This is a genomic window from Pseudomonas sp. GW821-FHT04C07 (assembly GCF_059420325.1).
Window position 1 is genome coordinate 30,817 of the sequence record NZ_JBWKTM010000021.1, and the last position, 21,809, is coordinate 52,625.

25 protein-coding genes are annotated in these 21,809 nt (G+C 60.7%); 3 read left to right on the forward strand and 22 right to left on the reverse strand.

What is annotated here, in order from left to right; translation table 11 throughout:
* Positions 1-130 precede the first annotated feature (130 nt).
* Positions 131-436, forward strand: coding sequence for a type II toxin-antitoxin system RelE/ParE family toxin (locus AC07UI_RS27695; RefSeq protein ID WP_494995489.1), 306 nt, complete (start codon positions 131-133; stop codon positions 434-436).
* On the forward strand, positions 433-720 hold the full coding sequence (locus AC07UI_RS27700; protein ID WP_092395574.1) for an addiction module antidote protein: 288 nt from the start codon (positions 433-435) through the stop codon (positions 718-720). Before AC07UI_RS27695 ends, AC07UI_RS27700 begins: the two co-directional genes overlap by 4 nt.
* A gap of 320 nt (positions 721-1,040) precedes the next feature.
* Here the strand turns inward: AC07UI_RS27700 and AC07UI_RS27705 are convergent, their stop codons facing one another.
* From AC07UI_RS27705 to AC07UI_RS27800, 20 genes are all read right to left on the reverse strand, one after another.
* Entirely contained in the window at positions 1,041-2,267 is a 1,227-nt protein-coding gene (locus AC07UI_RS27705) for a beta-ketoacyl-ACP synthase (protein ID WP_494995490.1), read from the reverse strand.
* The gene (fabG, locus tag AC07UI_RS27710; protein WP_494995491.1) at positions 2,267-2,995 is read right to left on the reverse strand and encodes a 3-oxoacyl-ACP reductase FabG; all 729 of its coding nucleotides are present in this window, start codon (positions 2,993-2,995) and stop codon (positions 2,267-2,269) included. Before fabG ends, AC07UI_RS27705 begins: the two co-directional genes overlap by 1 nt.
* A complete protein-coding gene (locus tag AC07UI_RS27715; protein ID WP_494995492.1) occupies positions 2,988-3,452 on the reverse strand; it encodes a hotdog family protein in 465 nt (154 codons plus the stop codon). Before AC07UI_RS27715 ends, fabG begins: the two co-directional genes overlap by 8 nt.
* Positions 3,449-4,645 carry a beta-ketoacyl-[acyl-carrier-protein] synthase family protein gene (locus AC07UI_RS27720; RefSeq protein WP_494995493.1) on the reverse strand — a complete coding sequence of 399 codons (1,197 nt, stop codon included), beginning with the start codon at positions 4,643-4,645 and terminating at the stop codon, positions 3,449-3,451. Before AC07UI_RS27720 ends, AC07UI_RS27715 begins: the two co-directional genes overlap by 4 nt.
* Entirely contained in the window at positions 4,642-5,127 is a 486-nt protein-coding gene (locus AC07UI_RS27725) for a hypothetical protein (protein WP_494995494.1), read from the reverse strand. The genes AC07UI_RS27720 and AC07UI_RS27725 overlap by 4 nt, the downstream gene beginning before the upstream one ends.
* Positions 5,127-5,858, reverse strand: a complete 732-nt coding sequence (locus AC07UI_RS27730) for a class I SAM-dependent methyltransferase (protein WP_494995495.1) — start codon at positions 5,856-5,858, stop codon at positions 5,127-5,129. Before AC07UI_RS27730 ends, AC07UI_RS27725 begins: the two co-directional genes overlap by 1 nt.
* A complete protein-coding gene (locus tag AC07UI_RS27735; protein ID WP_494995496.1) occupies positions 5,855-7,102 on the reverse strand; it encodes an NAD(P)/FAD-dependent oxidoreductase in 1,248 nt (415 codons plus the stop codon). The genes AC07UI_RS27730 and AC07UI_RS27735 overlap by 4 nt, the downstream gene beginning before the upstream one ends.
* Positions 7,089-8,249: a cation:proton antiporter gene (locus AC07UI_RS27740; protein ID WP_494995497.1), complete on the reverse strand. Its 1,161-nt coding sequence runs from the start codon at positions 8,247-8,249 to the stop codon at positions 7,089-7,091. The genes AC07UI_RS27735 and AC07UI_RS27740 overlap by 14 nt, the downstream gene beginning before the upstream one ends.
* Positions 8,246-10,585: an MMPL family transporter gene (locus tag AC07UI_RS27745; protein WP_494995498.1), complete on the reverse strand. Its 2,340-nt coding sequence runs from the start codon at positions 10,583-10,585 to the stop codon at positions 8,246-8,248. The genes AC07UI_RS27740 and AC07UI_RS27745 overlap by 4 nt, the downstream gene beginning before the upstream one ends.
* Entirely contained in the window at positions 10,569-11,135 is a 567-nt protein-coding gene (locus AC07UI_RS27750; RefSeq protein ID WP_494995527.1) for an outer membrane lipoprotein carrier protein LolA, read from the reverse strand. Before AC07UI_RS27750 ends, AC07UI_RS27745 begins: the two co-directional genes overlap by 17 nt.
* 152 nt (positions 11,136-11,287) lie before the next feature.
* The gene (locus tag AC07UI_RS27755) at positions 11,288-11,713 is read right to left on the reverse strand and encodes an acyl-CoA thioesterase (protein WP_494995499.1); all 426 of its coding nucleotides are present in this window, start codon (positions 11,711-11,713) and stop codon (positions 11,288-11,290) included.
* Positions 11,706-13,250, reverse strand: a complete 1,545-nt coding sequence (locus AC07UI_RS27760) for an HAL/PAL/TAL family ammonia-lyase (RefSeq protein ID WP_494995500.1) — start codon at positions 13,248-13,250, stop codon at positions 11,706-11,708. The genes AC07UI_RS27755 and AC07UI_RS27760 overlap by 8 nt, the downstream gene beginning before the upstream one ends.
* A complete protein-coding gene (locus AC07UI_RS27765) occupies positions 13,231-14,175 on the reverse strand; it encodes a lysophospholipid acyltransferase family protein (RefSeq protein WP_494995501.1) in 945 nt (314 codons plus the stop codon). The genes AC07UI_RS27760 and AC07UI_RS27765 overlap by 20 nt, the downstream gene beginning before the upstream one ends.
* Positions 14,172-14,906 (reverse strand): glycosyltransferase family 2 protein, encoded by a 735-nt coding sequence (locus AC07UI_RS27770; protein ID WP_494995502.1) that lies wholly within the window; start codon positions 14,904-14,906, stop codon positions 14,172-14,174. Before AC07UI_RS27770 ends, AC07UI_RS27765 begins: the two co-directional genes overlap by 4 nt.
* Complete coding sequence (locus AC07UI_RS27775; protein WP_494995503.1) at positions 14,899-16,578, reverse strand: ApeI family dehydratase; 1,680 nt, start codon at positions 16,576-16,578, stop codon at positions 14,899-14,901. Before AC07UI_RS27775 ends, AC07UI_RS27770 begins: the two co-directional genes overlap by 8 nt.
* A complete protein-coding gene (locus AC07UI_RS27780) occupies positions 16,575-17,120 on the reverse strand; it encodes a COG4648 family protein (protein ID WP_494995504.1) in 546 nt (181 codons plus the stop codon). The genes AC07UI_RS27775 and AC07UI_RS27780 overlap by 4 nt, the downstream gene beginning before the upstream one ends.
* The gene (locus AC07UI_RS27785) at positions 17,117-17,371 is read right to left on the reverse strand and encodes an acyl carrier protein (RefSeq protein WP_494995505.1); all 255 of its coding nucleotides are present in this window, start codon (positions 17,369-17,371) and stop codon (positions 17,117-17,119) included. The genes AC07UI_RS27780 and AC07UI_RS27785 overlap by 4 nt, the downstream gene beginning before the upstream one ends.
* 9 nt (positions 17,372-17,380) lie before the next feature.
* Positions 17,381-17,653 (reverse strand): phosphopantetheine-binding protein, encoded by a 273-nt coding sequence (locus AC07UI_RS27790; RefSeq protein WP_494995506.1) that lies wholly within the window; start codon positions 17,651-17,653, stop codon positions 17,381-17,383.
* On the reverse strand, positions 17,622-18,443 hold the full coding sequence (locus AC07UI_RS27795) for a lysophospholipid acyltransferase family protein (RefSeq protein WP_494995507.1): 822 nt from the start codon (positions 18,441-18,443) through the stop codon (positions 17,622-17,624). Before AC07UI_RS27795 ends, AC07UI_RS27790 begins: the two co-directional genes overlap by 32 nt.
* Entirely contained in the window at positions 18,419-19,144 is a 726-nt protein-coding gene (locus tag AC07UI_RS27800; protein WP_494995508.1) for a beta-ketoacyl synthase chain length factor, read from the reverse strand. The genes AC07UI_RS27795 and AC07UI_RS27800 overlap by 25 nt, the downstream gene beginning before the upstream one ends.
* Positions 19,145-19,536: 392 nt before the next feature.
* Between AC07UI_RS27800 and AC07UI_RS27805 the strand changes: the two genes are divergently transcribed.
* Complete coding sequence (locus AC07UI_RS27805; protein WP_494995509.1) at positions 19,537-20,307, forward strand: ParA family protein; 771 nt, start codon at positions 19,537-19,539, stop codon at positions 20,305-20,307.
* A 10-nt stretch (positions 20,308-20,317) separates the two neighbouring features.
* Here AC07UI_RS27805 and trxC read toward each other — a convergent pair whose 3' ends face one another.
* Both trxC and AC07UI_RS27815 read right to left on the reverse strand, forming a co-directional pair.
* Entirely contained in the window at positions 20,318-20,752 is a 435-nt protein-coding gene (trxC, locus tag AC07UI_RS27810) for a thioredoxin TrxC (RefSeq protein WP_494995510.1), read from the reverse strand.
* Between the two features lie 184 nt (positions 20,753-20,936).
* Positions 20,937-21,455 carry an Hcp family type VI secretion system effector gene (locus AC07UI_RS27815; RefSeq protein WP_494995511.1) on the reverse strand — a complete coding sequence of 173 codons (519 nt, stop codon included), beginning with the start codon at positions 21,453-21,455 and terminating at the stop codon, positions 20,937-20,939.
* Positions 21,456-21,809 lie beyond the last annotated feature (354 nt).

Below are 21,809 nucleotides of genomic sequence, written 5' to 3' on the forward strand. Positions count from 1 at the left end.
ATGTCCTGCAAGTTAAAGAGATTTGCCTTGCTGGCCTTAAAAGATCGCCGCCTGCGGCAGCTCGTGCGTTGAGAGCCGTCAGCAAAAATGTCAGTTGAGGCGGTGTAGCTCAAGCGCTACACTTCGCCAAATGACGGAGATTATTCGAAGCTCAACATTCTCAGGCTGGCTGTCGAAACTGGCTGATAGCCGCGCCCGAATACGTATTCAGGTACGAATTGATCGCATGGCTGATGGCAATTTTGGTGATGCCAAACCGATTGGCGATGGGTTAAGTGAAGCTCGTATCGACTATGGTCCCGGTTATCGGGTGTATTTCATGCAACAAGGTCGACAATTAGTCATTCTTCTCTGTTGTGGTGACAAGAGCAGTCAGATCCGAGATATCAAACAAGCCAGGCTCATTGCGAAATCCTGGCAGGAGCAAAACCCATGACCGAACAATTCACTCGCTGGGACTCTGCCGAGTACCTCAAGACCGAAGAGGACATGGCCAACTATCTGGACGCGTGCATGGAGGAGGCAGGAGATGATCCGGCCTTCATAGCCAAGGCTCTTGGGACCATTGCGCGTGCGCGTGGTATGACCCAGGTTGCACGCGACGCCGGACTTTCGCGCGAAAACCTCTACCGCGCTTTGTCCGGTGAAGGAAATCCCGAGTTCGGTACGATCCTCAAAGTCGTCAAGGCGCTTGGGCTGAAGTTGCACGCCAGCACCTGAGTTCAACGCAAGAGAAAGAATGACCGCCGTGAAGGTTTGGGCAATACTGGCCGCGTTTCCGAAAGGGGCTTGTGAGACTCTGAGGATCCTGGGTAACCAGCCATCGCAGAGCCAGACAGGCATGGGGCGATGACACGCCAGCCTGTTTGTGAATGGGGCGCCGAAAGGCGCCCTTTGTCGTTGTGCGCCAGGCATTGATCGTTCCCACGCTCTGCGTGGGAATGCCTCATTGGACGCTCTGCGTCCGCTCCGGATTGTGACGCGCAGCGTCACGGGCTGCATTCCCACGCGGAGCGATGGGAACGATCAACTAAACGCAGTTACTGCCAGCGGCGGAAGATCAGCGAGGTGTTGACGCCGCCAAAGGCAAAGTTGTTGTTCATCACGTACTGGTTGCTCATCTGCCGGAACTCGCCGCGCAGGTAATCCAGCGCGCCGCATCGCGGGTCGATGTTCTCGAGGTTGAGGGTGTGCACGTACAGGTCGCGGTTCATCATCTCGATGCTGAACCACGACTCCAGCGCCCCACAGGCGCCGAGGGTGTGACCCAGGAAGCTTTTCTGCGAACTGATGGGCATGTGGCTGCCGAACAGGCTGCTGGTGGCCAGGGTTTCGGCGATGTCGCCCTGTTCGGTGGCGGTGCCGTGACCGTTCACGTAGCCGATGTCGGATGGCGCAAGCCCGGCATCTTCCAGCGCCAGCTCCATGGCCCGGCGCATTGTGGTTTGCTCGGGACGGGTGGCGTGCAGGCCGTCGGCGTTGCAGCCGAAACCGACGATCTCTGCGTGTATGTGTGCACCGCGAGCCAAGGCGTGTTCCAGTTCTTCGAGCACCAGCATGCCGCCACCTTCACCGATCACCAGGCCATCGCGGCCGCTGTCATAAGGACGCGGGCTGGTGTGTGGCGCATCGTTTTTCAGACTGGTGGCGTAGAGCGCGTCGAAGACCATGGCTTCGGTCGGGCACAGCTCTTCGGCGCCTCCAGCGAGCATCAGCGGCAAACGTCCGAATTTGATCGATTCATAGGCATAACCGATGCCCTGGCTGCCGCTGGTACAGGCGCTGGACGTGGGGATCAACCGGCCGGTGAGGCCGAAGAAGATGCTGATATTCGCCGCCGTGGTGTGGGGCATCATGCGCACGTAGGAGTTGGCGTTGAGGCCCTCTGCCATCGAGTTCAGCAGCATCTTGCTGAATGCTTTGATCTCGTCGGTGCTGCCGGTCGACGAGCCACAGGACACGCCCATGCGGCCGTCCTTGATCGAAGCATCGCCCAGCAGCCCGGCATCGGCCAGGGCTTGCTCTGCCGCGGCGACCGCCAGACGCGAAACCCGGCCCATGCTGCGCAATTGCTTGCGAGTCCAATGGGCGGGCACCTTGAAGTCATCGATCGGCCCGGCCAGTCGGGTGTTCAATTCAATAAAGCGATCCCACTCATCCATGCGCCGAATGCCGCTGCGGTTGGCGCGGAAGTTGGCGGCGATGGTTTCCCAATCTCTGCCCAATGAGGTGATGCCGGCCATGCCGGTGACGACGACGCGCTTCATCAGCACAGGCCTCCATTGACGGCCAGAACCTGCCGGGTGATATAAGCCGCTTCCGCAGACATCAGGAAATTCACCGCGCCGGCGACCTCTTCAGGCGTACCCATGCGTTGCGCGGGGATCATTTTCATCAGCTCTTCGACCGGTACGTTTTCGTCGAGCATGGCCGTGTCGATCAAACCCGGTGCCACACAGTTGACGGTGATCTTGCGCTTGCCCAGTTCGATGGCCAAAGCCTTGGCGGCACCGATCAAGCCTGCCTTGGATGCGCTGTAATTGACCTGTCCGCGATTGCCGATCAGCCCGGAAACGGAGGTGATGCAGACAATCCGCCCGGCGGCGCGACGACGAATCATCGGCATCATCAGCGGGTGCAGCACGTTGTAGAAACCGTCGAGATTGGTGCGCATCACCACGTCCCAGTCTTCCTCGCTCAGCGCCGGGAAAGCGCCGTCGCGGGTCAGGCCGGCGTTGAGCACTACTCCATAATAGGCGCCATGGGCTTCGACGTCGGCCTCAAGAATCGCTTTGCAGGTGGCGCGCTCGGACACGTCGAATTGCAGGATGCGTGCATTGCGCCCCAGCGCCTGGACTTCGGCCTGCACCGCTTCGGCGTGGCTGAGGCCGCTGCGGCAATGCAGCACCAGATCATGGCCAGCCTGGGCCAGACGTAAAGCAATGGCGCGGCCGATACCACGGCTGGAGCCGGTGACCAGTACGGATTCAGTCATGACTGGACTCCCGAGATTCGTGAAGATAGTGAGCCGGCTTAGGCGGGCAGAACACATTCAGGCGCGCCGTGGCATGGATACCGGGTGCATTGATGTGGCATTCGAATACGCCCATGCCGTTGTCGTCCTCCAGTGTGCGCAAGGCGTGGATGGTCAGTTCGGTGCCGACAGGGAAGCGTTCCACATTGCATTCAAATTTACGCGTACCGAGCAGAAATCCAAGCTCGACGGCGTTGCCTTGCAGGCGCGCGCGACAACCGGCATAGGCGGCGACGCTCTGGGCCATCAGCTCGACGCCGACCCAGGCTGGCAGGCTGGCGTCTGTCTGGTTGAACAAACCACCGGGTTTGACGGTAAGGCGGGTGTGGATTTGCTCTTCATCGAACGACAGGACTTGATCGATCAGAATCATGTCGCCAGCGTGGGGAATCAGTTCGGCGAGCGGCCAGTCAATCATGGGGCGTCTCCGATAATCAGGCTGACGTTATTGCCACCGAAGGCAAAGGAGTTGCTCATCAGGTAGCGCGGTGTGGTCTGGTCGAGGCGATCGGCGGTCGTCACCCAGCTCAGCGCCGGCAATTCGGGATCGGCCTGGCCGTCCCAGACGTGCGGCGGCAAGGCGTGCCTGGTGTTGTCGGCGGACAGGCTCAACCAGCAGAAGGCAGCCTCCAGCGCCCCGGCCGCGCCGAGGGTGTGGCCGCTCATGGGTTTGGTCGAGGAGCAGCGCACGCCGCCCGGGAACAGCGCTGCGACCGCCAGGCTTTCCATGGCGTCGTTATGCTGCGTTGCCGTGCCGTGCAGGTTCAGGTAACCGATTTGCTCGGGCTGCAAGCGTGCGTTGCTCAAGGCTTTACCCATGGCTTGCAGGGCGCCCAGACCGCTCGGTTCGGGCGCGGAAATATGGTGCGCATCTGAACTGGCACCACCGCCGAGCAACGCAATGGGCTGGCTGTCGCCGGCGCTTTTACTCATCAGGAACAGCACCGCCGCTTCGCCAATATTGATGCCGTTGCGATTGACTGAAAACGGATTGCAGCGCTGCCCGGACACGGCTTCCAGCGCCGAGAAACCGTTGAGCGTCAGCTTGCACAAACTGTCGGCACCACCGCATAGCACCGCGTCGCACAGGCCCAGGTCCAATAGCCGTTGAGCGCTCATCAAGGCGCGGGCGCTGGAAGTGCAGGCGGTGGAAATCACATAGGCCGGGCCGCTCAGTTGCAGCCAGTCCGCGAGGAAGTTCGCTGGGGAGCTGAGTTCCTGTTGCTGATAGTCGTAGTCGGCGGGGAACTGCCGGTCGCGTACGTAGCTGGCGATAGCGCGACTGCCCTCTTCGATGCCCGAGGTGCTGGTGCCCAGGACGATGCCGATGCGACCACGGCCATAGGTCTGAATCGCCTGGTCGATGTCATCACGAATTTGCAGCGCGGCTTCCAGCAACAACCGGTTATTGCGGCTGCTTTGCTGGTTCAGTTCGGCGGGAATACTTGCCAGCTCGCCCTGTACCGCCGCCACGGGCAACGCACGATCAGGTACCCAGCCGGCTTCGACACGCATGCCCGAGCAGTCGCCGGCAAACAGGTTACGGGCGACTTCGTGCTTGTTGCGGCCTAAACCGCAGATCAGCCCGAGGGCATTCAAATAAGCCGTCATGGCGCAGTCTCGGCGGTCAGCGGGGTGATGTGATAGTGCAGGCTTTGAGGCAGGTTCAGCTTAAAGTCCAAAGGCTGTTGATAGCGAATGTTCCAACGTGGGCCGAGGGAGCGCTGCGAACCTTGTTGCTGCGCCGTTGGATAGTTGCCCAGCAGTTCGCCCGCAGGCGTCAAGGCAAACAGCAGCGCGGCAAACAGCTCGCGGGCTTCGGGGTTGGGTGGCAGCAAGCCGTCGGCCTGCCAGGTGCCGTCAATCAGCCGCTGACGGGCCAGCGGGATCCCCAGCGGGTCGATCAGCGACCAGCGCAGGCTTTGCCCTTCACGCTGAATCACCAGCAGCCAGTCCTGGCGTTGCTCGGCTTGCTGGCGTTCGATGTGCAATTGCAGCGGCAATGGCAGGTTCGGGTTTCTCTCGGGCAGCGGCGCCTGGCTGGCGCAGGCGCTCAGCAACAGGACACAGCTCAAGAGCAGGGGGCGAATCATCAGACCTTACCTTCAAGGGGTTTGCGCGCGACCACGTTGACCAGTGTTTCTTCCCGTTGGCCGAAGGGTTTTGGACGGCGCAGGCCAAGGAGTTCCAGCAGGCCGAAATCCTTTGAACGGCTCCACCACAGATAAGGGTAAGACACGTTTTGCGCGCTGAATTCAAAACCTTGATCGCGGATCATCTGCAGGTACTGTTGGGCGCTCTTTTGTACATGCATCGGATGGCGGAACAACCAGCGGATCACCCAAGTGTCGATGTAGGCTTCGGTGGACTCGGCGAACAGCAGATAGCCGCCAGGCTTGAGCACCCGATAGAACTGGGCGAGGGCTTGTTCCTGTTCCACCAAGTGGTGAAAGGTCTGGTGGCAAAACAGCAGATCGACGCTGGCGTCCGGCACCGCAAGGGTCGCGCAGTCACTGCCGATCAGCTCGACGTTGATGTTCTGGCGACGGGCCTCTTGCGCGCTCACGGTCAGGCTGTGGGGGTCGGCATCCAGTCCGATCAGACGTTGTGGAGCGAACACCTGACACAGGTACTGGAATGACTTGCCCTGGCCGCAACCGGCATCCAGCAGCACCGGATTGCTCGGCAACTCATCGCTGAACAGTTTGCGCAAATCGTTGATTGCCACCCGCAGCACACGGTATTGCCAGGTGTGGCTGCGCAGGAACCAGAGGCCGAAACGGGTTTCTTCGACGTAGTTGTCGCTGAAGTATTGACGGGTCATGTTATGTCACTCGCGCAGATTTCAGACAGCATCCGCAGTCGGCGTTTGGGTTCGCTGACGAACGGGTTGCGTTCATCCCACGCATAGCCGGCGAGGATCGAACTGATCATACGGCGAATCTCCGACGAGCTGCCGGGGTGGAAAATCACATCCTGGAAGGTCCCGGCGTACCAGCCTTCGACGTAGCAGCGGAAAGTATCCACGCCACGCTTCAAGGGTCGCGCAAACTCACTCTGCCAGTCGACGTTGTCGCCCTGCAATTGGCGATGCAGCAACCCGGCGGCCATGCTCGCCGAACGCATGGCGATGGTTACGCCGGAGGAGAACACCGGGTCGAGGAACTCCGCTGCGTTGCCGAGCAAGGCGAAGCCCGGCCCGTGCAGGGTTTTGACGTTGGCCGAATAGCCGCCGATGGTCCTGGCCTCGGTGTCCCACACCGCGTTCTGCAGCACGCTTTGCAGGCTTGGGGTTTGAGCGATAAAGCCGCGCAGGCACGCATCCAGATCGCTGGAGCCGCTTTCAAAATGCTCCTTTGCCGCGACCACGCCCACCGAGCAGCGACCGTTGCTGAACGGGATGGTCCAGAACCAGATATCGCGATGGATCGGGTGGGTGGTGACAAGGATTTTCTCGCGTTCGAAACGCGGGCTGTCGATACGGTCTTCAACGTGAGTGAACAGCGCCTGACGCACCGGAAAATTCGACGGTGCTTCCAGGTCCAGCAAGCGCGGCAACACACGACCGTATCCGCTGGCATCGAGCACGAAGTCGGCCTCGACGCGGTACTCGCTGCCGTCTTCGCGACGAGCTCTCAACTGCGGTTTGGGCAGGTTGAAGTCGACATCGATGATCTCTTCGCCGTAGCGGATGTCCACGCCCTGCAACTCGGCCTGATCGGCCAGCAGCTTGTCGAAATCGGCGCGCTGGACTTGAAAGGTGGTTGGCTTGCCGTTGCTGAAGGTGTCGCCGAAATCGAAGACGCTGTAGCGCTCGCCCCAGGCGAAGGCTGCACCGTTCTTCATCTGAAAACCGGCGGCCTTCACGGCGTCGAGCATGCCGGCTTCTTCGACGAAATCCAGGCAATGGGACAACAGACTTTCGCCGATGGAAAATCGTGGAAAGTGCTGACGCTCGATAATCAATACATCGTGGCCTTTACGCTTGAGTAGCGCGGCCGCGATCGCACCGGATGGGCCGGCTCCAATCACCACAACCTGGCGACGTTCCATTTCAACTGTTGGCACTGGGGCTCCTTGCCGAAACGGCGGCGTGTGAAGGAATGCGGCGGATACCGGCAAGTGCCGGTAGCAACGTTGCGATCAAGCCCATCAGCATCAGCGCGAAGTACAGTGCCGGGCTGATCAGCTGTTGTTGCAGCAGCAGGTTGAGAAAGACGATTTCGCTCAACCCGCGAATATTCAGCAGCAAGCTTTCCCGCCAGCGACTGGCGCCGGCAAAGGAGGAGCCGGCCCAGCCCAGACCGAGCCAATTGCCCAGCAGCTTGCTGAGGATCGGCAAGACCAGCAATGCACCAAGCTGAACCCGGCTGAGGCTATCCATGGCGCTGTGTACGTTGATCTGGACAATGCCGAAAGTCAGGATCAGCGGAATCGCGATATGGGTCTGTATATGACTCATCCAGGCAGCCTTTAACGGCAGCACCAGTGGCAGCTTGAGGACGGCCATGCACAACAGATAGCCGATGCCGAAAATCAGCGCGTTGAGCTTGTAGTGTTCGGCGACCACCAACAGCCCGAAGAAGCCCAGGCTGTGGAGCATCGGCTGACGCATACCCAATACACGCAACAATATCGGCAGGCAGGCGCCGGCCAGCGGCAGCAGTAAGCTACTGAGGTGCAAGCTGCCTTGGGCAATGGCGAACAGGCTCCAGCAAGTCAGGTCGATCAGGATCGCGGTTTGCACCAGCCGGCGGGTTGCCGCCGGCGGATAGTCAATGTGTCGCAGGTACAGATAGAGCACCGGAATAGCAGTGATCGCGAACAGCAAGCCCACCGCCAGTGAGCTCAGCCACGGCTGGCTCGGCAACATCCAGAAGGCAGTGGCAAGTCCGCAGGCGAACGGAATGCAGAAACTCGGCAGGGCGATTTTCAGGCTTTGACGATCCAGCCGCAGGTCGATCACGTCGCTGAGGATATGCCCCAGTAGCAGTGCGAAACTCAGGCTGTAGAGGTTTTTCAACCAGCCCGGCGACACCAGTTCGGCGCCGCTCAGCTGCCAGTGCGGTTCGATCCACAACAGCATCAGCAGCGGCAGGCCGAAAGTCGCCAGCAGCAACTGGCTGACGATCGGGATCAAACCGTAATGACGACCCACACGGGTCGCCACGGCGAACAGCGCCAAGGCCAGCAGCCAGAACAACGCGACCATCATGCTGCCGGCTCCGCGACGGGTGTGGCGTGGGCATGATGCCTGGCCCATGGCGCGAGGATGAAGCTGAAGGCAAGACCCAGGCTCACCGACAAGCCAAAGTTGCTCACCGCCGGCGTGCTGGAAATCGCCAGCAGGCCGAACGACAGCCAGGTGGTCGCTGCCGCCAGCAGGGTGCCGAGCAGGCTTACCGCCGCGCCGCCAATTTGCTCACGCATGAGAATCGCGTAGTCGACACTGATGGCCGTCACCAGCAGCAGGCCGAACAGGCTGAACAATGTCAGCGGCTGCCCCAGCCAACCGAGGCTGGCCAGGCTGCACAGCGCGGCCAGCAGCGGTAGTGCGACGATCCGTAGCGCACCGCCCAAGCCAAACGGCAGGATCAGCAGCAGCACAATCAGGATGCAAGACATCAACTTCAATTCAGCGGCGCTGATCTGGGTCGCGGCGAAGACTTTGTTCAGGTCCCCCAGTCGATCGACTAATTGCACGCCGGGTAAATCCAGCGCCTGAACCCGCAGCAACTGCGCGTTATTCAACCCTTGCAGGCTGACCATCGCGGCCACGCCATCGCTGGTGGCTCCCAGCCACAGCGGGCGCCACGGCTCGGCCAGCGGTCCGCTCAGGGCTGCGTCGATGTCTTGGGTGGGGAGCGTCTGCAACTGCGTCAGTTCGGCTTGCAGGGCGCTGGCCGGTATGCCGAGGTCGAGCAGCGGCTGCCAGAATTGCGGCAGTTTGTTCAGCGCTTCGCGAACCCGTTGTTGTTCGCTGGGTTGGCTGACCAGTTGATTGAGTGACAGGTAGCCCTGGAGTTTTTCCAGGTTGATCAGTTGATCCAGACGCTGGCTCAGGGCGCTCGAACGCTCAAGCAGTTGTTGCTGATCGGCCGCCCGCACCAGGAAGAACTGGCTGGTAGGTTGATAACCGGTTATCCGCGCAATCACCTGAGCTTCGTTCATCAGTTCTGGCGGTGTGCTGATCCATTGGCGGATATCGTTTCTGGTCGTGAGTTGCCACAGTCCGCCGGCACAGAACAACACCAGCAACCCCAGCAGAACCGGGCTGCGAACCCGACGCAACAAGGCCTGGCGCGCGTTCACCAGCCATTGTGCGACTTGCAGCGGCCACTGCGCCGGGCGCAGATCGGTGCCCTTGAGCATTGCTGGCAGCAAGCACACGGCAGACAAATAAGCGCCGAGCAAACCGGCGGCGGAGAACACCGCGATCTGGGTCAATGCCGGGAACGGCGTCCAGGCCAGCGCCAGATAGCCGATGCAACTGGTGGCCAGGCTCAGGGTCAACCCCGACAGCGTCAGGCGCAACGCCGGCCAACTGTGCCACGGCTTCAGACTCCAGCTCTTGGACAGGTAATGCAGCGGGTAATCCACCGCCACGCCGATCAGGCTCGAACCCAACACCAGCGTTATCACATGCATATGGCCGAACAGCGCCACGCAAGCCACGGCGCCAAACAGCATGCCCACCAGCACCGGAACGAAGGCCAGCAGCACGCGAAAGCGGCGGAAGGCTAGCAGCAGCAACAACAGAATGCCGACGGTGGCACCGCCGCCGACCCAGGTGATCTCGCGGGTCGCCTGTTGCTGGCCGTTGGCCGCGTATAGCAGGCCGCTGGCGGCGAGCAATTGCACGTTGGCCTGTGCTGCTTGTTCGCGACTGTGTTTCAGTAGCTCGGCCACTTGCAGCGGCAAGTGCATGTCGAAAGCGTTGCCCTGAGTGCGAGCCCGCAACAGCACCCAACTTTTGCCGTCGGCATCGGCGATCAACGCGCCGCTGCCAATATCCAGTTGCACCGCGCCGCGCTGCGGCTGGCTGTTCTGAATACGCCCGGTCAAACCCAGCCAGTCATCCTGGCTCGGCACCAGACTGAATCCGGTAAAGGGGTCGAACAACGCTTGTACGCGTTGTTGGATAAACGCCTGCGGCTGCTCGATCAGCTGTTGCCGATCTGCCGCCGAGAGCATCACCACTCGCCCTCGCAGCAGCTGTGAGCGCAGCGCCGGCAAGTCGGCTTGCAGATTCCACTGGACCTTCTCGAACAAGCCGCTGGCCTGCCAGCGCTCGCCCAATTGCTGAGCCATGGCGATGGCCTGCTGGCGATCGGTGTGGCCAACCAATACCAGCATTTCGCGGTTCAGCGGCTCTTGCATGCGTTGTTCGGCGCGCAGCTCCAGTGCATCCGGCGCAGTGCCCGGTACCAGTTCCATCAGGTTGGCGGACAGCGGTGCAGCGCCGCGCCATTGCCAGCCGGCCAGGACCAATACGGCCACCAGCAGGATGAGGAACAGTCGGGGCAACCAGCGTTCACTCGGCAAAGTCATGTTGCTCCGCCTCGCTCAGAGGTTTGAAGCGGGTGGTGTCCTGCATGCGCAATATGGTGCTGTCGCCCTGGGTTTCCAGCAACTCGATACGTTGCACCAGCGTGCCGCCGTCGATGTTGATCCGGGTGAAGACTTGCTTGAGCAGCATGGAGCGCGGCGTCAGCGTCAACTTCCATTGCTGGGCGTCGCCTTGCAGTTGCAAGTCGAAGTCCCGTTGCAGGCCACTGCTGTCGCCCTGCAGTACGGCGAGGAAGATACGGTTCTGCTCGGCGCCGGCGCTCTTGTTCGGCAGCATTTGCCAGCCGTTGTCATTGCGCCGGGCAATGCCTTTGGCGCTGATGCGATAGTCCTGTTGCAGCGGAGTCTTGAGCAGCCAGAGCAAACCGTGATCCTTGGCCAGGACGAAAGTGCCTTTGCTGGTCAGCGGCTGCGGCAGGGCACGCAGGTGTTTTTCCTGAATGAAGCTGCCGTGGATAACCTCGGGCCTGGCCAGCTGATCGCTGAGTTGTTGCAGGTCAAAGGCGAAGGCCTGCGATGACAGGCCAAGCATTAGCAGCAAACTCACCCACTTCCCGTAGCAGCTGCCGCCAGGCTGCGTTCGGCCGCGAAGCGGTCGTAAAACCTGAGTCCCGGATTGCGACTGCTGCGCAGCCGAACGCAGGCTTCGCCAGCTGCTACGCAGGCGCGTGTACCCAAACAGGCTCATGGCAGCACCTTTTCAACCGCATCGACAAACACTCGCGGCGATGCCAGCTGCATTTCGCTGCTGGCCATGTCCACTGCAACCTGCACGGAGCTGCCTCGGGTCAGACGTTCGGCGCTTTCGAGGTCGCTGATCAGGTAGTTGATCTTCAGGCGATTTTCCCACTCCACGAGGCTGGCGCGCACGTTGAGCTTCTGGCCGAAAATGGCGCCACGCACGTAGCGCAGTTGCAGGTCGATCACCGGCCACGCGTAGCCGGACTCTTTCATTTGCGTGTAGTTGTGGCCGATTTTGTCCAGCAGGGCGCAGCGGGCAACTTCCAGGTATTTGACATAATGGCCGTGCCAGACCACGTCCATCGTGTCGATGTCGAAGAACGGTACGAGGATTTCCGTATCGACGTGAATCACTCCCTTGCTACGCATGCAGCCTCCAGTGTTGTTCGGCGATACGTTGCAGGCACAGACGCAGTTCGGCTTCCAGCGCGCGGTCCTCGATAACCGGCGGGAAGTCCTTGGCCAGATCGATGTGCATCTGGGCCAGAGCCGGCGGCAATGGTCGCGCATCTTCAGCCTGGCTGCGCAGCCAGACGCCTTGGTTGGCGGCCAGGAGGGTGGCGGCGGCGACTTGTTCGGTCAGCTCCAGTACACGGATCGCGTCGCGGGCGGCGATGGTGCCCATGCTGACTTTGTCCTGGTTATGGCATTCGGTGGAGCGCGAGAACACGCTGGCCGGCATGGTGTTTTTCAGCGCTTCGGCAGTCCAGGCGCTGCTGCCGATCTGCACCGCTTTGAAGCCGTGATTGAGCATCGCCCGCTCGGCGCTGGCGCCGGACAGGTTACTCGGTAAGCCGTGGTTGTAACGCACGTCCACCAGCAGCGCGAGTTGTCGGTCCAGCAGGTCGGCGACATTGGCCACCAGGGTTTTCAGACTGTCCATGGCGAAGGCGATATGCCCACCGTAGAAATGCCCACCATGCAGCACACGTTCGGCTTCAGCGTCGATGATCGGATTGTCATTGGCGCTGTTGAGCTCGATTTCAATGAACGAGCGCAGCCAGTTCAGGCTGTCGGCCAACACACCGAGCACGTGGGGTGCGCAGCGCAGTGAGTAGCGATCTTGCAGGCGATGCAGCGGCGCGGTTGGCGCGTCGATTGCCAGATCCTTGCGCAACCAGGCGGCGACCTGCATTTGCCCCGGGTGCGGTTTGGCGGCGAACAGACGCTCGTCGAAATGCTCCGGATTGCCTTGCAGCGCAACCACGTTCAGCGCGGTGATGCGCGTGGCCAGTTGCAGCAGGTAGTCGGCACGGGCGAAGGCCAGACAGGCGAGGCCGGTCATTACGGCAGTACCGTTCATCAGCGCCAGGGCTTCTTTGGGGCGCAGCACCAACGGGGTCCAGCCGAGTTCGTGGTGTACGTCGGCGGCTTGTCGGCGTGCACCTCGGAACATCACTTCACGCTCGCCGGACAAGGTCGCGGCCACATAAGACAGCGGCGTCAGATCACCGCTGGCGCCCACTGAACCCTCTTCGGGAATCAGCGGCAGAATGTCTTGATCGATGAAGGCTTGCAGACGTTCCAGCAGCTCCACGCGAACCCCGGACACACCGTGGCACAGCGACTGCAGACGTGCCGCCAGCACTGCGCGAGTGGCCTGAGCATCGAGCATTTTGCCCAGGCCGCAGCCGTGGAAGGTGTACAGATGACGGGGCAACGCCTCGACGTGGTGCAACGGCACCGCAACCACGCAGGAATCGCCATAGCCAGTGGTGACGCCGTAGATCACGCCTTCCTTGTCCAGCAAGGAGTCGAGGAACTGTGCGCCCTTGGCAATGCGCTGACGGAACTCAGGGTCGCTTTGCAACTGCGTCGGCACCTGACGGTTGGCCAGGGCCAGCACGTCTTCGATGCGCAAAGGGAGTTCGCCGAAGGTTACCGGCTCAAGCGGATGCATCGTCATCGGTCTTCCAGTAAGGGTAAAAATTGAACCATTGTTGGGGTGCTTCGAGGCAGTAATGCCCCAGGCGTTCGGCGTAGCGTGCAGTCCACCCGGCGATGACTTGCTCGCGGTCGCTGCGTTTCCACAGTATGGCGTCGGCGAAAGGCTCGAGGATTATCCGATAGCGCCCATTGTTCTTGAGACAAAACAACAGATTGACCTGGCACTTGAGCAGCCCGGCCAACAGCCACGGACCTTGCGCAAAGGCCGCCGGATGACCCAGGAAGTCGACTCGCACAGTGCGCCCGCCATGTAATGGGACGCGGTCGCCGGCAATCGCCAGCCACTCGCCGCGATCCAGCCGCTGGTTAAGTTGCAGCATGATCACCGGGTTCAGCTCGCTGACCTGAATCAGCCGCAGATGGGTAGCGCCGGCTTCGCCAAGCAGGCGGTTGAAGCGTTCAGCGTGCTTGGTGTGTACCAGCACGTTCATCGTCACTTTCCCGCCCAATTCGGCCAGAGCGCGACAAACCTCAAGGTTGCCCAGGTGGGCGCCCACCAGCATTTGCCCGCGCTCACCGCGCAACTGGTTGCGCAGCAGCGCCGGGTCGACGATTTCGATTTGCTCGATGCGCAGCTTCCGGTTCCACACGTCGAGCTTGTCGAGCAAGGAGTCGGTGAAGGCCATGAACTGGCCGAACACCCGCGAGTGGGTTGGACGCAATTCGGTGCGTCCACTCCAGTCGGCGAGGCGTTGCTGGTATTGCCATGCGCTTTGCCGGGCGCTGCGACCGAACAGAAAAAAGTACAAAACGATACCGTGCAGCACGGGGCTCAACACCCGACGACCCAACATTTTGACGCTGAACGCGAAGAGCTTCATCAGCCAGAAACTGCCGCGCTCCTTGTGCTCGGCCCAGTGCTCTTTGTGGGGGTTGATGCTCATGCCCGCCACCGTCGCCAAAGGATCATCGGCGCGCGCAACAACATCCCGAAGAACAACCGGGTGTGCATGCTCGTGATCAACGCGTTGTCGTGGAACAGACGGAAATGCGAGATCCCGTCCTGCGGGTAATGGACTTTGGTTTGCAGCCAATGCATCGGCTGATTACGCCAGGCCAGCCGCACGATGATGTCCGAGTCGAAGTCCATGCGCTCGCCGATCTTCACCGAGTTGATGAGGGCCAGCGTCGGCGGCAATGGGTAGACGCGAAAACCGCACATGGAATCGACAATCTGAAACGACAGGGTGTTGATCCAGACGCAGATGTGAGTCAGGTAACGTGCGTATAACCGGACCTTTGGCACACTGGAGTCGTATTGCGGGTATCCGCAAATCAGCGCTTGCGGGTGCGTGCGTGACGCGTCGATGAAGGTCTCGATATCGTGCAGGTCGTGTTGGCCATCGGCGTCCACTTGCAGGGCGTGACTGAAGCCCAGGCGCGAAGCTTCACGAAAGCCGGCCATGACCGCCGCGCCCTTGCCTTGGTTGACGGTGAATTTGACCAGGAAGATCTGGTCGCGCCTGGAGAGTTGCTCCAGCACGGCTGCGCAGGCAGGGCTGCTGGCGTCGTCCACCAACACGCACGGCAGACCGTTGGCGAGCAGGGCCTCGACCACCGCAGGGACAGTGGTTTCGTGGTTGTAGACCGGGATGATGGCGCAGGGGTTATGCATGTGCCGCCTCCAACAGGATCCTGCCGCTGGAGCAGGTCGCGGTGTCGTTGCGATAAGCGAAATACAGCTTGCCGCGCACACTGTCGAACCGCAGATGCAGCTGAACCTGGTCGCCTGGGCGGACCAGTTGCTGAAACTTCAACACCTCCATCCCCGCGAATTTTCCCGGCAGCGGCAGTAACTGCTGACCCAGGCTCAGCGCCCAATCGATTTGCACCACGCCCGGCAACACCGGCGTTTGTGGGAAATGGCCGCTGAAACAGGCCAGGTCCGGCGGGACTGCCAGTTGCAGGCTCCACTCGCCCTGGGCCTCGACTTGCTCCAGCACTTCCGGCGTTTTCGGGCGCGGGGCCAGTAGCAGCGCTTCGACCTCGGATTGCGGCAGCTTGCCTTGGGCGTTCAGCGGCAGTTGTCGCAACAAGCGCCAACGCCGTGGCAAGGCCAGGGCCTCGCAATGCTGGTGCAGGTGTTGACGCAGCTCCTGGGTCAGGGTGCGTCGACCCTGATTGCGCAGGGCATGCAGGCCTTGTTCGCTCAGCACCAACAGGGCGCCAAGGAACGCGCGGTTCTCCTGAACCACACCGAGACGCGCTTCGGCGACCCATTCGTGGTTGACCAGTGCCTGTTCGAGCATTGGCAGTGAGATACGTTTTTCTTCCAGCTTGACGATCCGGTCCAATCGCCCAAGCAGTTCGAAGCGCCCGTCGGCGGCGATTCGCGCGGCATCAGAGGTCTGCTCGACATGACCTGCGGGCAGGTACGGCGAAGCAATGCGCAGCGCGCCTTCGCTGTCCTGGCTCAGCTGTACATCGGCGAACGGCTGCCAGAGTCTGTCGCCCTGACGCCAGGCAATGCCGCCGGTCTCCGAGCTGCCGAAAATTTCCGTCGGCCATTGCTGCAAGCGTTGCTGCAGGCGTTGCGCGGCCTCGGCGGGCAACGCTCCGCCGGAAGAAAACACTCGTCGCACACCGCTCAGCGCCGGCCAGTCAAGGTTATCGCCCATGCGCTTGAGCAATGCCGGGCTGGCGACCCAGGCGAAGGCCGGTTGCTCACGGCTGGCGCGCTGCAGGTCTTCGGGGAACGGCAGTTGTTTACGCACGAACTGGCGTCCGGCACACAGTGGCCAGAGCACACGGAACAGCAAACCGTAAATATGCTGGGTGGCGACGCTGCCAATGATGCAGGCCTGGCCCAGATCGGCGCCCCACAGCTGCTCCAGGGCCTGGACTTCGCTGGCCAGTTGCCGCAGGTTTTTTTCGATGCGCTTGGGCTCGCCGCTGGAGCCGGACGTGCACAGGCTCAGGCGGCATCGGTCCAGATCCAGCCCCGCGGCGGGCAACGGGGCTTGAAACAGATCGCTGAGCGCTACGTCGTCCGCCTGATCGGTCAGCCACAGGTCGACCTCGTTGGACCAGCGTTGGCGGGTCTGGGCTTGCAGGTCAGCGGGTAACAGCACGCTGACCCCGGCGCGCCAGGCACCGAGTAAGGCAATCGCCAGTTCACCGGCGTCTTCCAGATACACGGCAATGCGCTGCACACCGTGGGCTTGCAGGCCGGCAGCGAGGCTTAACGCCTGCTCGCATAGCTCAACGTGATTCAATCCAGGGTCAGCCGTGACGGCGCGCCCAGGCTGAGCCTTGAGCAATAAATGCTCAAGTTTTATCCAATTCATGCGCGGCCTCGTACGCGTTGTCGTAATAGCCATTCAATGGCGAACAGCAAACCCATCAACCCGTAGGAGATCAGGCCGGTGTACAACGCCCACCAACTCAGCGGCGCCCAGAGGGTCAGGGCGGCGGCGAGCATACCGTTACAGAGAAAAAACACACTCCAGGCAATCGTTACCTGGCGGGTATAGCGAATCACCTTGTCCGGTAGTTCCGGCTCGCTCAAGCGCGCCAGACGTTCAACCATCGGCGGTCCGTATTTCAAACTCAGGCCAAACAGCGCCAGCATGAAACTGGTGATCAGCACCGGGTACCAGCGCAGCAACAGCGGGCTATCGAACAGCGCCAGCAACAGACAAAAAACCATTGCAACAACCGCCACCCACAGGCTGCCGGGACGCCGTTTGCCGGTCAGCGCGCGGGCCAGCCACAGGCCACCCAGCAGCAGACCGAACTGCCACGGCGCGAAATGCTCCATGCCGTAATACACCGCGAGGGGGTACAGCAGGCCTGCCAGCAGCAGGCCAAGGCCGATCAAACGGCTCATGCGGCCGGTTGAACCAGACGGTAGACCGCCTCGACCACGTCGCTGACAGTGCGCACCGACTTGAACTCTTCGGCGGCGATTTTCTTGCCGGTCTGGCGTTTGATATGGTCAATCAGGTCAACGGCGTCGATGCTGTCGATTTCCAGGTCCTGATACAGATTGGAGTCAAGGCTGATACGCGCCGGCTCCAGCTCGAAGAGTTCGACCAGGGCATCGCGCAGGGTGTTGAAAATGTCGTCACGAGTTTGCATGGTCCGGTCTCAAGCTGCCTGTTTTGCGGTGACGAACGCCGCAAGGCTCGCCACGTTGGTGAAGTGATTGCGGGTGTCCTTGGCGTCGGCGTCGATCTTGATGCCGTACTTTTTCTGGATTGCCAGGCCGAGTTCGAGGGCGTCTACCGAGTCAAGACCCAGGCCCTCCCCGAAAAGAATCTGCTCGTCGCCGATGTCTTGTGGGCTGATGTCTTCGAGGCCCAGGGCGTCGATGATCAACAGTTTGATTTCAAGGTGAAGGTCGTGCTGCTGATCGCTCATCTTCGGCGAGTTCCTGAATGAAGTAGTGGTGCAGATAATCGTTGAGCTTGCGCGAGGCCTTTGGTGGCGGGCCCTGCGTTGCAAAGGTCTGTGGGTCTATATCGGCGCCGACACGGAAACTGAAGTGTACGCGGCGTGACGGGATGCGATACCAGGGTTCGGCTTTGGTCAGCGTGGTCGGGCTGACCTTGATAATCACCGGGGTCACGATTCTCGCACCGCGCAGGGCGATTGCCGCAGCGCCCCGATGAAAGGCCGGCGGCTGGCCGGGCCGGGTGCGGGTGCCCTCGGGGAAAATAATCAACGTTTGCCCGCTTTGCAGCGCATCCGCGGCGGCATCGAGCATGTCCATGCTGCCATCATTGCTGATGTATTCAGTAGAACGCAGGGGGGCCCGAGTGAAGGGGTTTTGCCAGAGACTTTGCTTGACCACGCAGTTGGCATTGCGCACCAGGCCGATCAGAAACACCACATCGATCAGCGACGGGTGGTTGGCGATGATCACTTGTCCCGGACGGCCGAGTTTTTCCGCGCCTTCGACCTCATAGGTCAAAACCCCGGCGCGGGCCATGAAGCGGATAAAAAACCAGAACAACCAACCAATGGTGCGCCGTGCCCGTTGCCGATGCACCTGAGCATCGCCCGGCAGGCGGTTGAGCAGCGGGAAAACCACCAGCCGCAGACATAACCCGACCAGGCCGAACAGCGTAAAACTTGCGGCGGTAGCCAGCAGGCGCCAGTAATAGGCGTCACGTTTTTTAGCGGTTATTGATTGCGTTGCCAGTTCCATACACGGTTCTTCCAGGCATGTTGGCAGGTGGTCTGCTCACTGAGCAGAATACGCAACAGATTCAGGGCATGGGGCCAGTCGGCTTTGGTCGATTTGCCGGTGGCGCTGGTCAGTGACAGTTGCCAGTCATTGCCCGGGGTCAGCAACAGGCCAACGGCGTACGGGAAGGGTACGTCATCAATCCAGGTGGCATAGGCCTCGGGCGGCTGCTCTTCGGTGATCACCAGCAACACTGCCGGTGCGCCTTCGTTGAGCAGCGCGGCGGCCTCCAGCATGCCGTGTTCCAGTCCATCGCCAGTGGCGGTGAGAGCGGTCATTTCACTGGTTTCGCCGCGCATGATCGACCACAGGCCAATCACCGCGTTGTGTACCGAGAGGCTGAACTGGGTCGGCGACAACGGCTGGTCGGTCGCCAGATCGATGAGAATGTCGAGGGTCCGCTGGGCTTCGCCATGGCGGGAAATAAAGACCAACGGTAGCTGTTCACGGCCCTCGGCCAATGGCCAGCCAACACTGAAGGCCATCCGCGCCAGACGACTGAGGCGCCGGCGCTGCATCGCGGGGAGAAATGAGACGTCGGGTGCGGCATCGCTGCTGTCGCGCACGACCGGTTGTCGACTCCAGGACCGCCAGTCGCCCACGCTTTCGAGCCCAGGGGCCCAGGCGCGCCATTGGGCGATGTTGAAGTTGATCTCAGACATTCATTCCGCCCCTGCGGGCTTCCTTGACGCGATGGATCGCTAAGGGCGACCGGCGTTACATGGCGCTATTGCCGAGTGACGCGCATTATCCCGGCACAGCTGGCTTGTAGCAAATGCTGGTTACATTTTGCTCAAGTCAATTGACACATGTTCCAGGAAAAAGTGCCGTTCGGTCATCGGCCGGATTTTCGCAGCTGCGCCTGTAGGAGCGAGCTCGCTCGCGATGGACGTTAACGATAACGCGTGTTTTCTGAACAAACGCGTCGCCCTTGAGTCCATCGTCGGAGCGCCGCCCGGAGCAAGCTCGCTCCTACATCTCCCACCGGCGAGGTAGCTAAGCAGAGGCGTGGGCAACTACACTCGGTCATTCTTTGATACACGGAGGTTTTGACATGCGGCGCGTGGTGTTCAATCAGAAAGGTGGTGTAGGCAAATCAAGCATTGCCTGCAATCTGGCAGCGGTGAGTGCCCATGAAGGCTATCGGACACTGCTGGTGGATCTCGATGCCCAGGCCAACTCCACTCAATACCTCACGGGGCTTACCGGCAACGACATCCCCATGGGCATTGCCGACTTCTTCAAGCAGACCCTGTCTTCCGGACCGTTTTCGAAGAAAAACCAGGTAGATATCTACGAAACCCCGTTCGACAACCTGCATGTGGTCACCGCGACCGCTGAGCTGGCCGACCTGCAACCCAAGCTTGAGGCAAAACACAAGATCAACAAACTGCGCAAACTGCTGGATGAGTTGGCAGAGGACTACGACCGGATCTACCTGGACACCCCGCCTGCATTGAACTTCTACGCGGTATCGGCATTGATCGCAGCCGACCGCGTGCTGATCCCCTTCGATTGCGACAGCTTCTCGCGCCAGGCGCTCTACGGCCTGCTGGCGGAAATCGAAGAGCTCAAGGATGACCACAACGAAAGCCTGCAAGTGGAAGGCATCGTGGTCAACCAGTTCCAGGCCCGCGCCAGCCTGCCGCAGCAGATGCTCGACGAACTGATCAGCGAAGGCCTGCCGGTGTTGCCGGTGTACCTGGGCAGCTCAGTGCGCATGCGCGAATCCCATCAGGCCAACATGCCGCTGATCCACCTTGACCCACGGCATAAACTGACTCAGCAGTTCGTCGAGCTGCACAACCTGCTGGAAAACGCCTGACGGCCAGCAGTCAGATGCCCTGACTGCGCAACCAGTCCAGTAACTGCTGCAACGGGAAGGCCCCGCTCTGGCGCGCCACTTCCTGGCCATTCTTGAACAGGATCAGGCTGGGAATCGAGCGAATGCTCAACTGCGCTGACAACTGCTGATTGGCCTCACTGTCCAGCTTGGCCAGGCGACACTTGCCCGCCAACTGCCCTGCGGCCTGTTCAAACACTGGCGCAAACGACTTGCACGGCCCGCACCAGTCTGCCCACACATCCACCAGCAACGGCAAGTCGCCTTTGATCTGACTGGCGTAATCGCCCTGTTTCAACTCGAACGGCTTGTGGAGCAATACCTCGGCTTTGCAACGACCGCATTTGGGTTTGTCGTTCAGGCGTTCGGCGGGAATGCGGTTGAGACCGTTACAGTGGGGGCAGGGGATCAGCAGTGGATCGGACATGAGCGGTCTCCGGGAGAATAGGCAATGACGCTTATCTGGAGTCGCAGGCAGGAATTATCAAGGCGCGGGCGGTCAGGGAGCGCAGGAAACAGACCTGGCCCGGATGCAGAGGTTCTGAACTGTTGAGCGCTGCAAACAACATCGACCAGCAGAGCTGGCCGATGCGGTGCGACGGTCGGCCAGACTAGCCAGCGACCGGACTACGCCAGTCATCGGAACCGGAAGTGCCAGAGACTTCGTGGGTCCAGGTGATTTTGCGGTAAGTGAAGTGCACGTCTTCCTGGTGGGTGAAGTGCGACATGTTCGGATCCTGGCAGTTGTGCATGTAGTCTTTGATGTCGACGATGATCGCGTCTTCCAGTTTGGTGGTGTAGTAGTGCTCCTGGGTGCCGGCAGCGGAAGTGCGGTACCAGTGGATAGTGATCTCGCTCAGGCGCTCGCCCGAAGTCAGCGCAGCCAGCAGCAGCGGCGAAGCCTTGTCGAAGACTTTGGTGATGCATACCGGCTTGTGAACGCGCTGACCAGTGGGTTGGCCGGACAGTGGATCACGCGGGATGATCACTTCGTGGCTGAAGCCCTGAACCATCACCTGGTCTTCGTGGCCTTCCTGATAAGTGTTGCCAACGGAGTCTGCGGTGAACGCGCCAGCGGTGATCAGCCCTTGTTTCTCACCAGTGATGGACATGTACGCGGGTGTAGCCATGGATGCTCTCCTTGCTTGAATAACTGAGGGTGCCCGGGAGGCGAAAACGCCCGGTGGGCGCCTGACAGTTATCAAGCTCCATGCCACTAAAAAATAATCTATATAAATCAATAAGATAAATATTATCTGTGATGCTTTTCGAGCGTTGCTCAACGATTAACGAAGAAAGTTGCGCAGGAACTTGCGCACCACCGCGCAAGTTCCTGCGCAGCGGGTCAAGAGCCTTTTGCTGCAAGGTTCACGAGGAGATATCAACAGAGTTATGCACAGGCTTTTGCGCAAAAAGTTGCGCATCATGGCTGAGCGCCGCTTTGCCTTGCGGTCACATGCGTTCACATATTTGAGGTTGGCTGT

Coding starts and splice junctions, on each gene's coding strand:
- AC07UI_RS27730 (WP_494995495.1), bottom strand. CDS start 5,858: ATGACCCGTCAATACTTCAGCGACAACTACGTCGAAGAAACCCGTTTC.
- AC07UI_RS27785 (WP_494995505.1), bottom strand. CDS start 17,371: ATGCAAACTCGTGACGACATTTTCAACACCCTGCGCGATGCCCTGGTC.
- AC07UI_RS27740 (WP_494995497.1), bottom strand. CDS start 8,249: ATGATGGTCGCGTTGTTCTGGCTGCTGGCCTTGGCGCTGTTCGCCGTG.
- AC07UI_RS27760 (WP_494995500.1), bottom strand. CDS start 13,250: ATGACGATGCATCCGCTTGAGCCGGTAACCTTCGGCGAACTCCCTTTG.
- AC07UI_RS27745 (WP_494995498.1), bottom strand. CDS start 10,585: ATGACTTTGCCGAGTGAACGCTGGTTGCCCCGACTGTTCCTCATCCTG.
- AC07UI_RS27795 (WP_494995507.1), bottom strand. CDS start 18,443: ATGGAACTGGCAACGCAATCAATAACCGCTAAAAAACGTGACGCCTAT.
- AC07UI_RS27815 (WP_494995511.1), bottom strand. CDS start 21,455: ATGGCTACACCCGCGTACATGTCCATCACTGGTGAGAAACAAGGGCTG.
- fabG (WP_494995491.1), bottom strand. CDS start 2,995: ATGACTGAATCCGTACTGGTCACCGGCTCCAGCCGTGGTATCGGCCGC.
- AC07UI_RS27715 (WP_494995492.1), bottom strand. CDS start 3,452: ATGATTGACTGGCCGCTCGCCGAACTGATTCCCCACGCTGGCGACATG.
- AC07UI_RS27805 (WP_494995509.1), top strand. CDS start 19,537: ATGCGGCGCGTGGTGTTCAATCAGAAAGGTGGTGTAGGCAAATCAAGC.
- AC07UI_RS27705 (WP_494995490.1), bottom strand. CDS start 2,267: ATGAAGCGCGTCGTCGTCACCGGCATGGCCGGCATCACCTCATTGGGC.
- AC07UI_RS27790 (WP_494995506.1), bottom strand. CDS start 17,653: ATGAGCGATCAGCAGCACGACCTTCACCTTGAAATCAAACTGTTGATC.
- AC07UI_RS27770 (WP_494995502.1), bottom strand. CDS start 14,906: ATGCATAACCCCTGCGCCATCATCCCGGTCTACAACCACGAAACCACT.
- AC07UI_RS27800 (WP_494995508.1), bottom strand. CDS start 19,144: ATGTCTGAGATCAACTTCAACATCGCCCAATGGCGCGCCTGGGCCCCT.
- AC07UI_RS27755 (WP_494995499.1), bottom strand. CDS start 11,713: ATGCGTAGCAAGGGAGTGATTCACGTCGATACGGAAATCCTCGTACCG.
- AC07UI_RS27780 (WP_494995504.1), bottom strand. CDS start 17,120: ATGAGCCGTTTGATCGGCCTTGGCCTGCTGCTGGCAGGCCTGCTGTAC.
- AC07UI_RS27700 (WP_092395574.1), top strand. CDS start 433: ATGACCGAACAATTCACTCGCTGGGACTCTGCCGAGTACCTCAAGACC.
- AC07UI_RS27765 (WP_494995501.1), bottom strand. CDS start 14,175: ATGAGCATCAACCCCCACAAAGAGCACTGGGCCGAGCACAAGGAGCGC.
- trxC (WP_494995510.1), bottom strand. CDS start 20,752: ATGTCCGATCCACTGCTGATCCCCTGCCCCCACTGTAACGGTCTCAAC.
- AC07UI_RS27775 (WP_494995503.1), bottom strand. CDS start 16,578: ATGAATTGGATAAAACTTGAGCATTTATTGCTCAAGGCTCAGCCTGGG.
- AC07UI_RS27720 (WP_494995493.1), bottom strand. CDS start 4,645: ATGACGGCTTATTTGAATGCCCTCGGGCTGATCTGCGGTTTAGGCCGC.
- AC07UI_RS27725 (WP_494995494.1), bottom strand. CDS start 5,127: ATGATTCGCCCCCTGCTCTTGAGCTGTGTCCTGTTGCTGAGCGCCTGC.
- AC07UI_RS27750 (WP_494995527.1), bottom strand. CDS start 11,135: ATGCTTGGCCTGTCATCGCAGGCCTTCGCCTTTGACCTGCAACAACTC.
- AC07UI_RS27695 (WP_494995489.1), top strand. CDS start 131: ATGACGGAGATTATTCGAAGCTCAACATTCTCAGGCTGGCTGTCGAAA.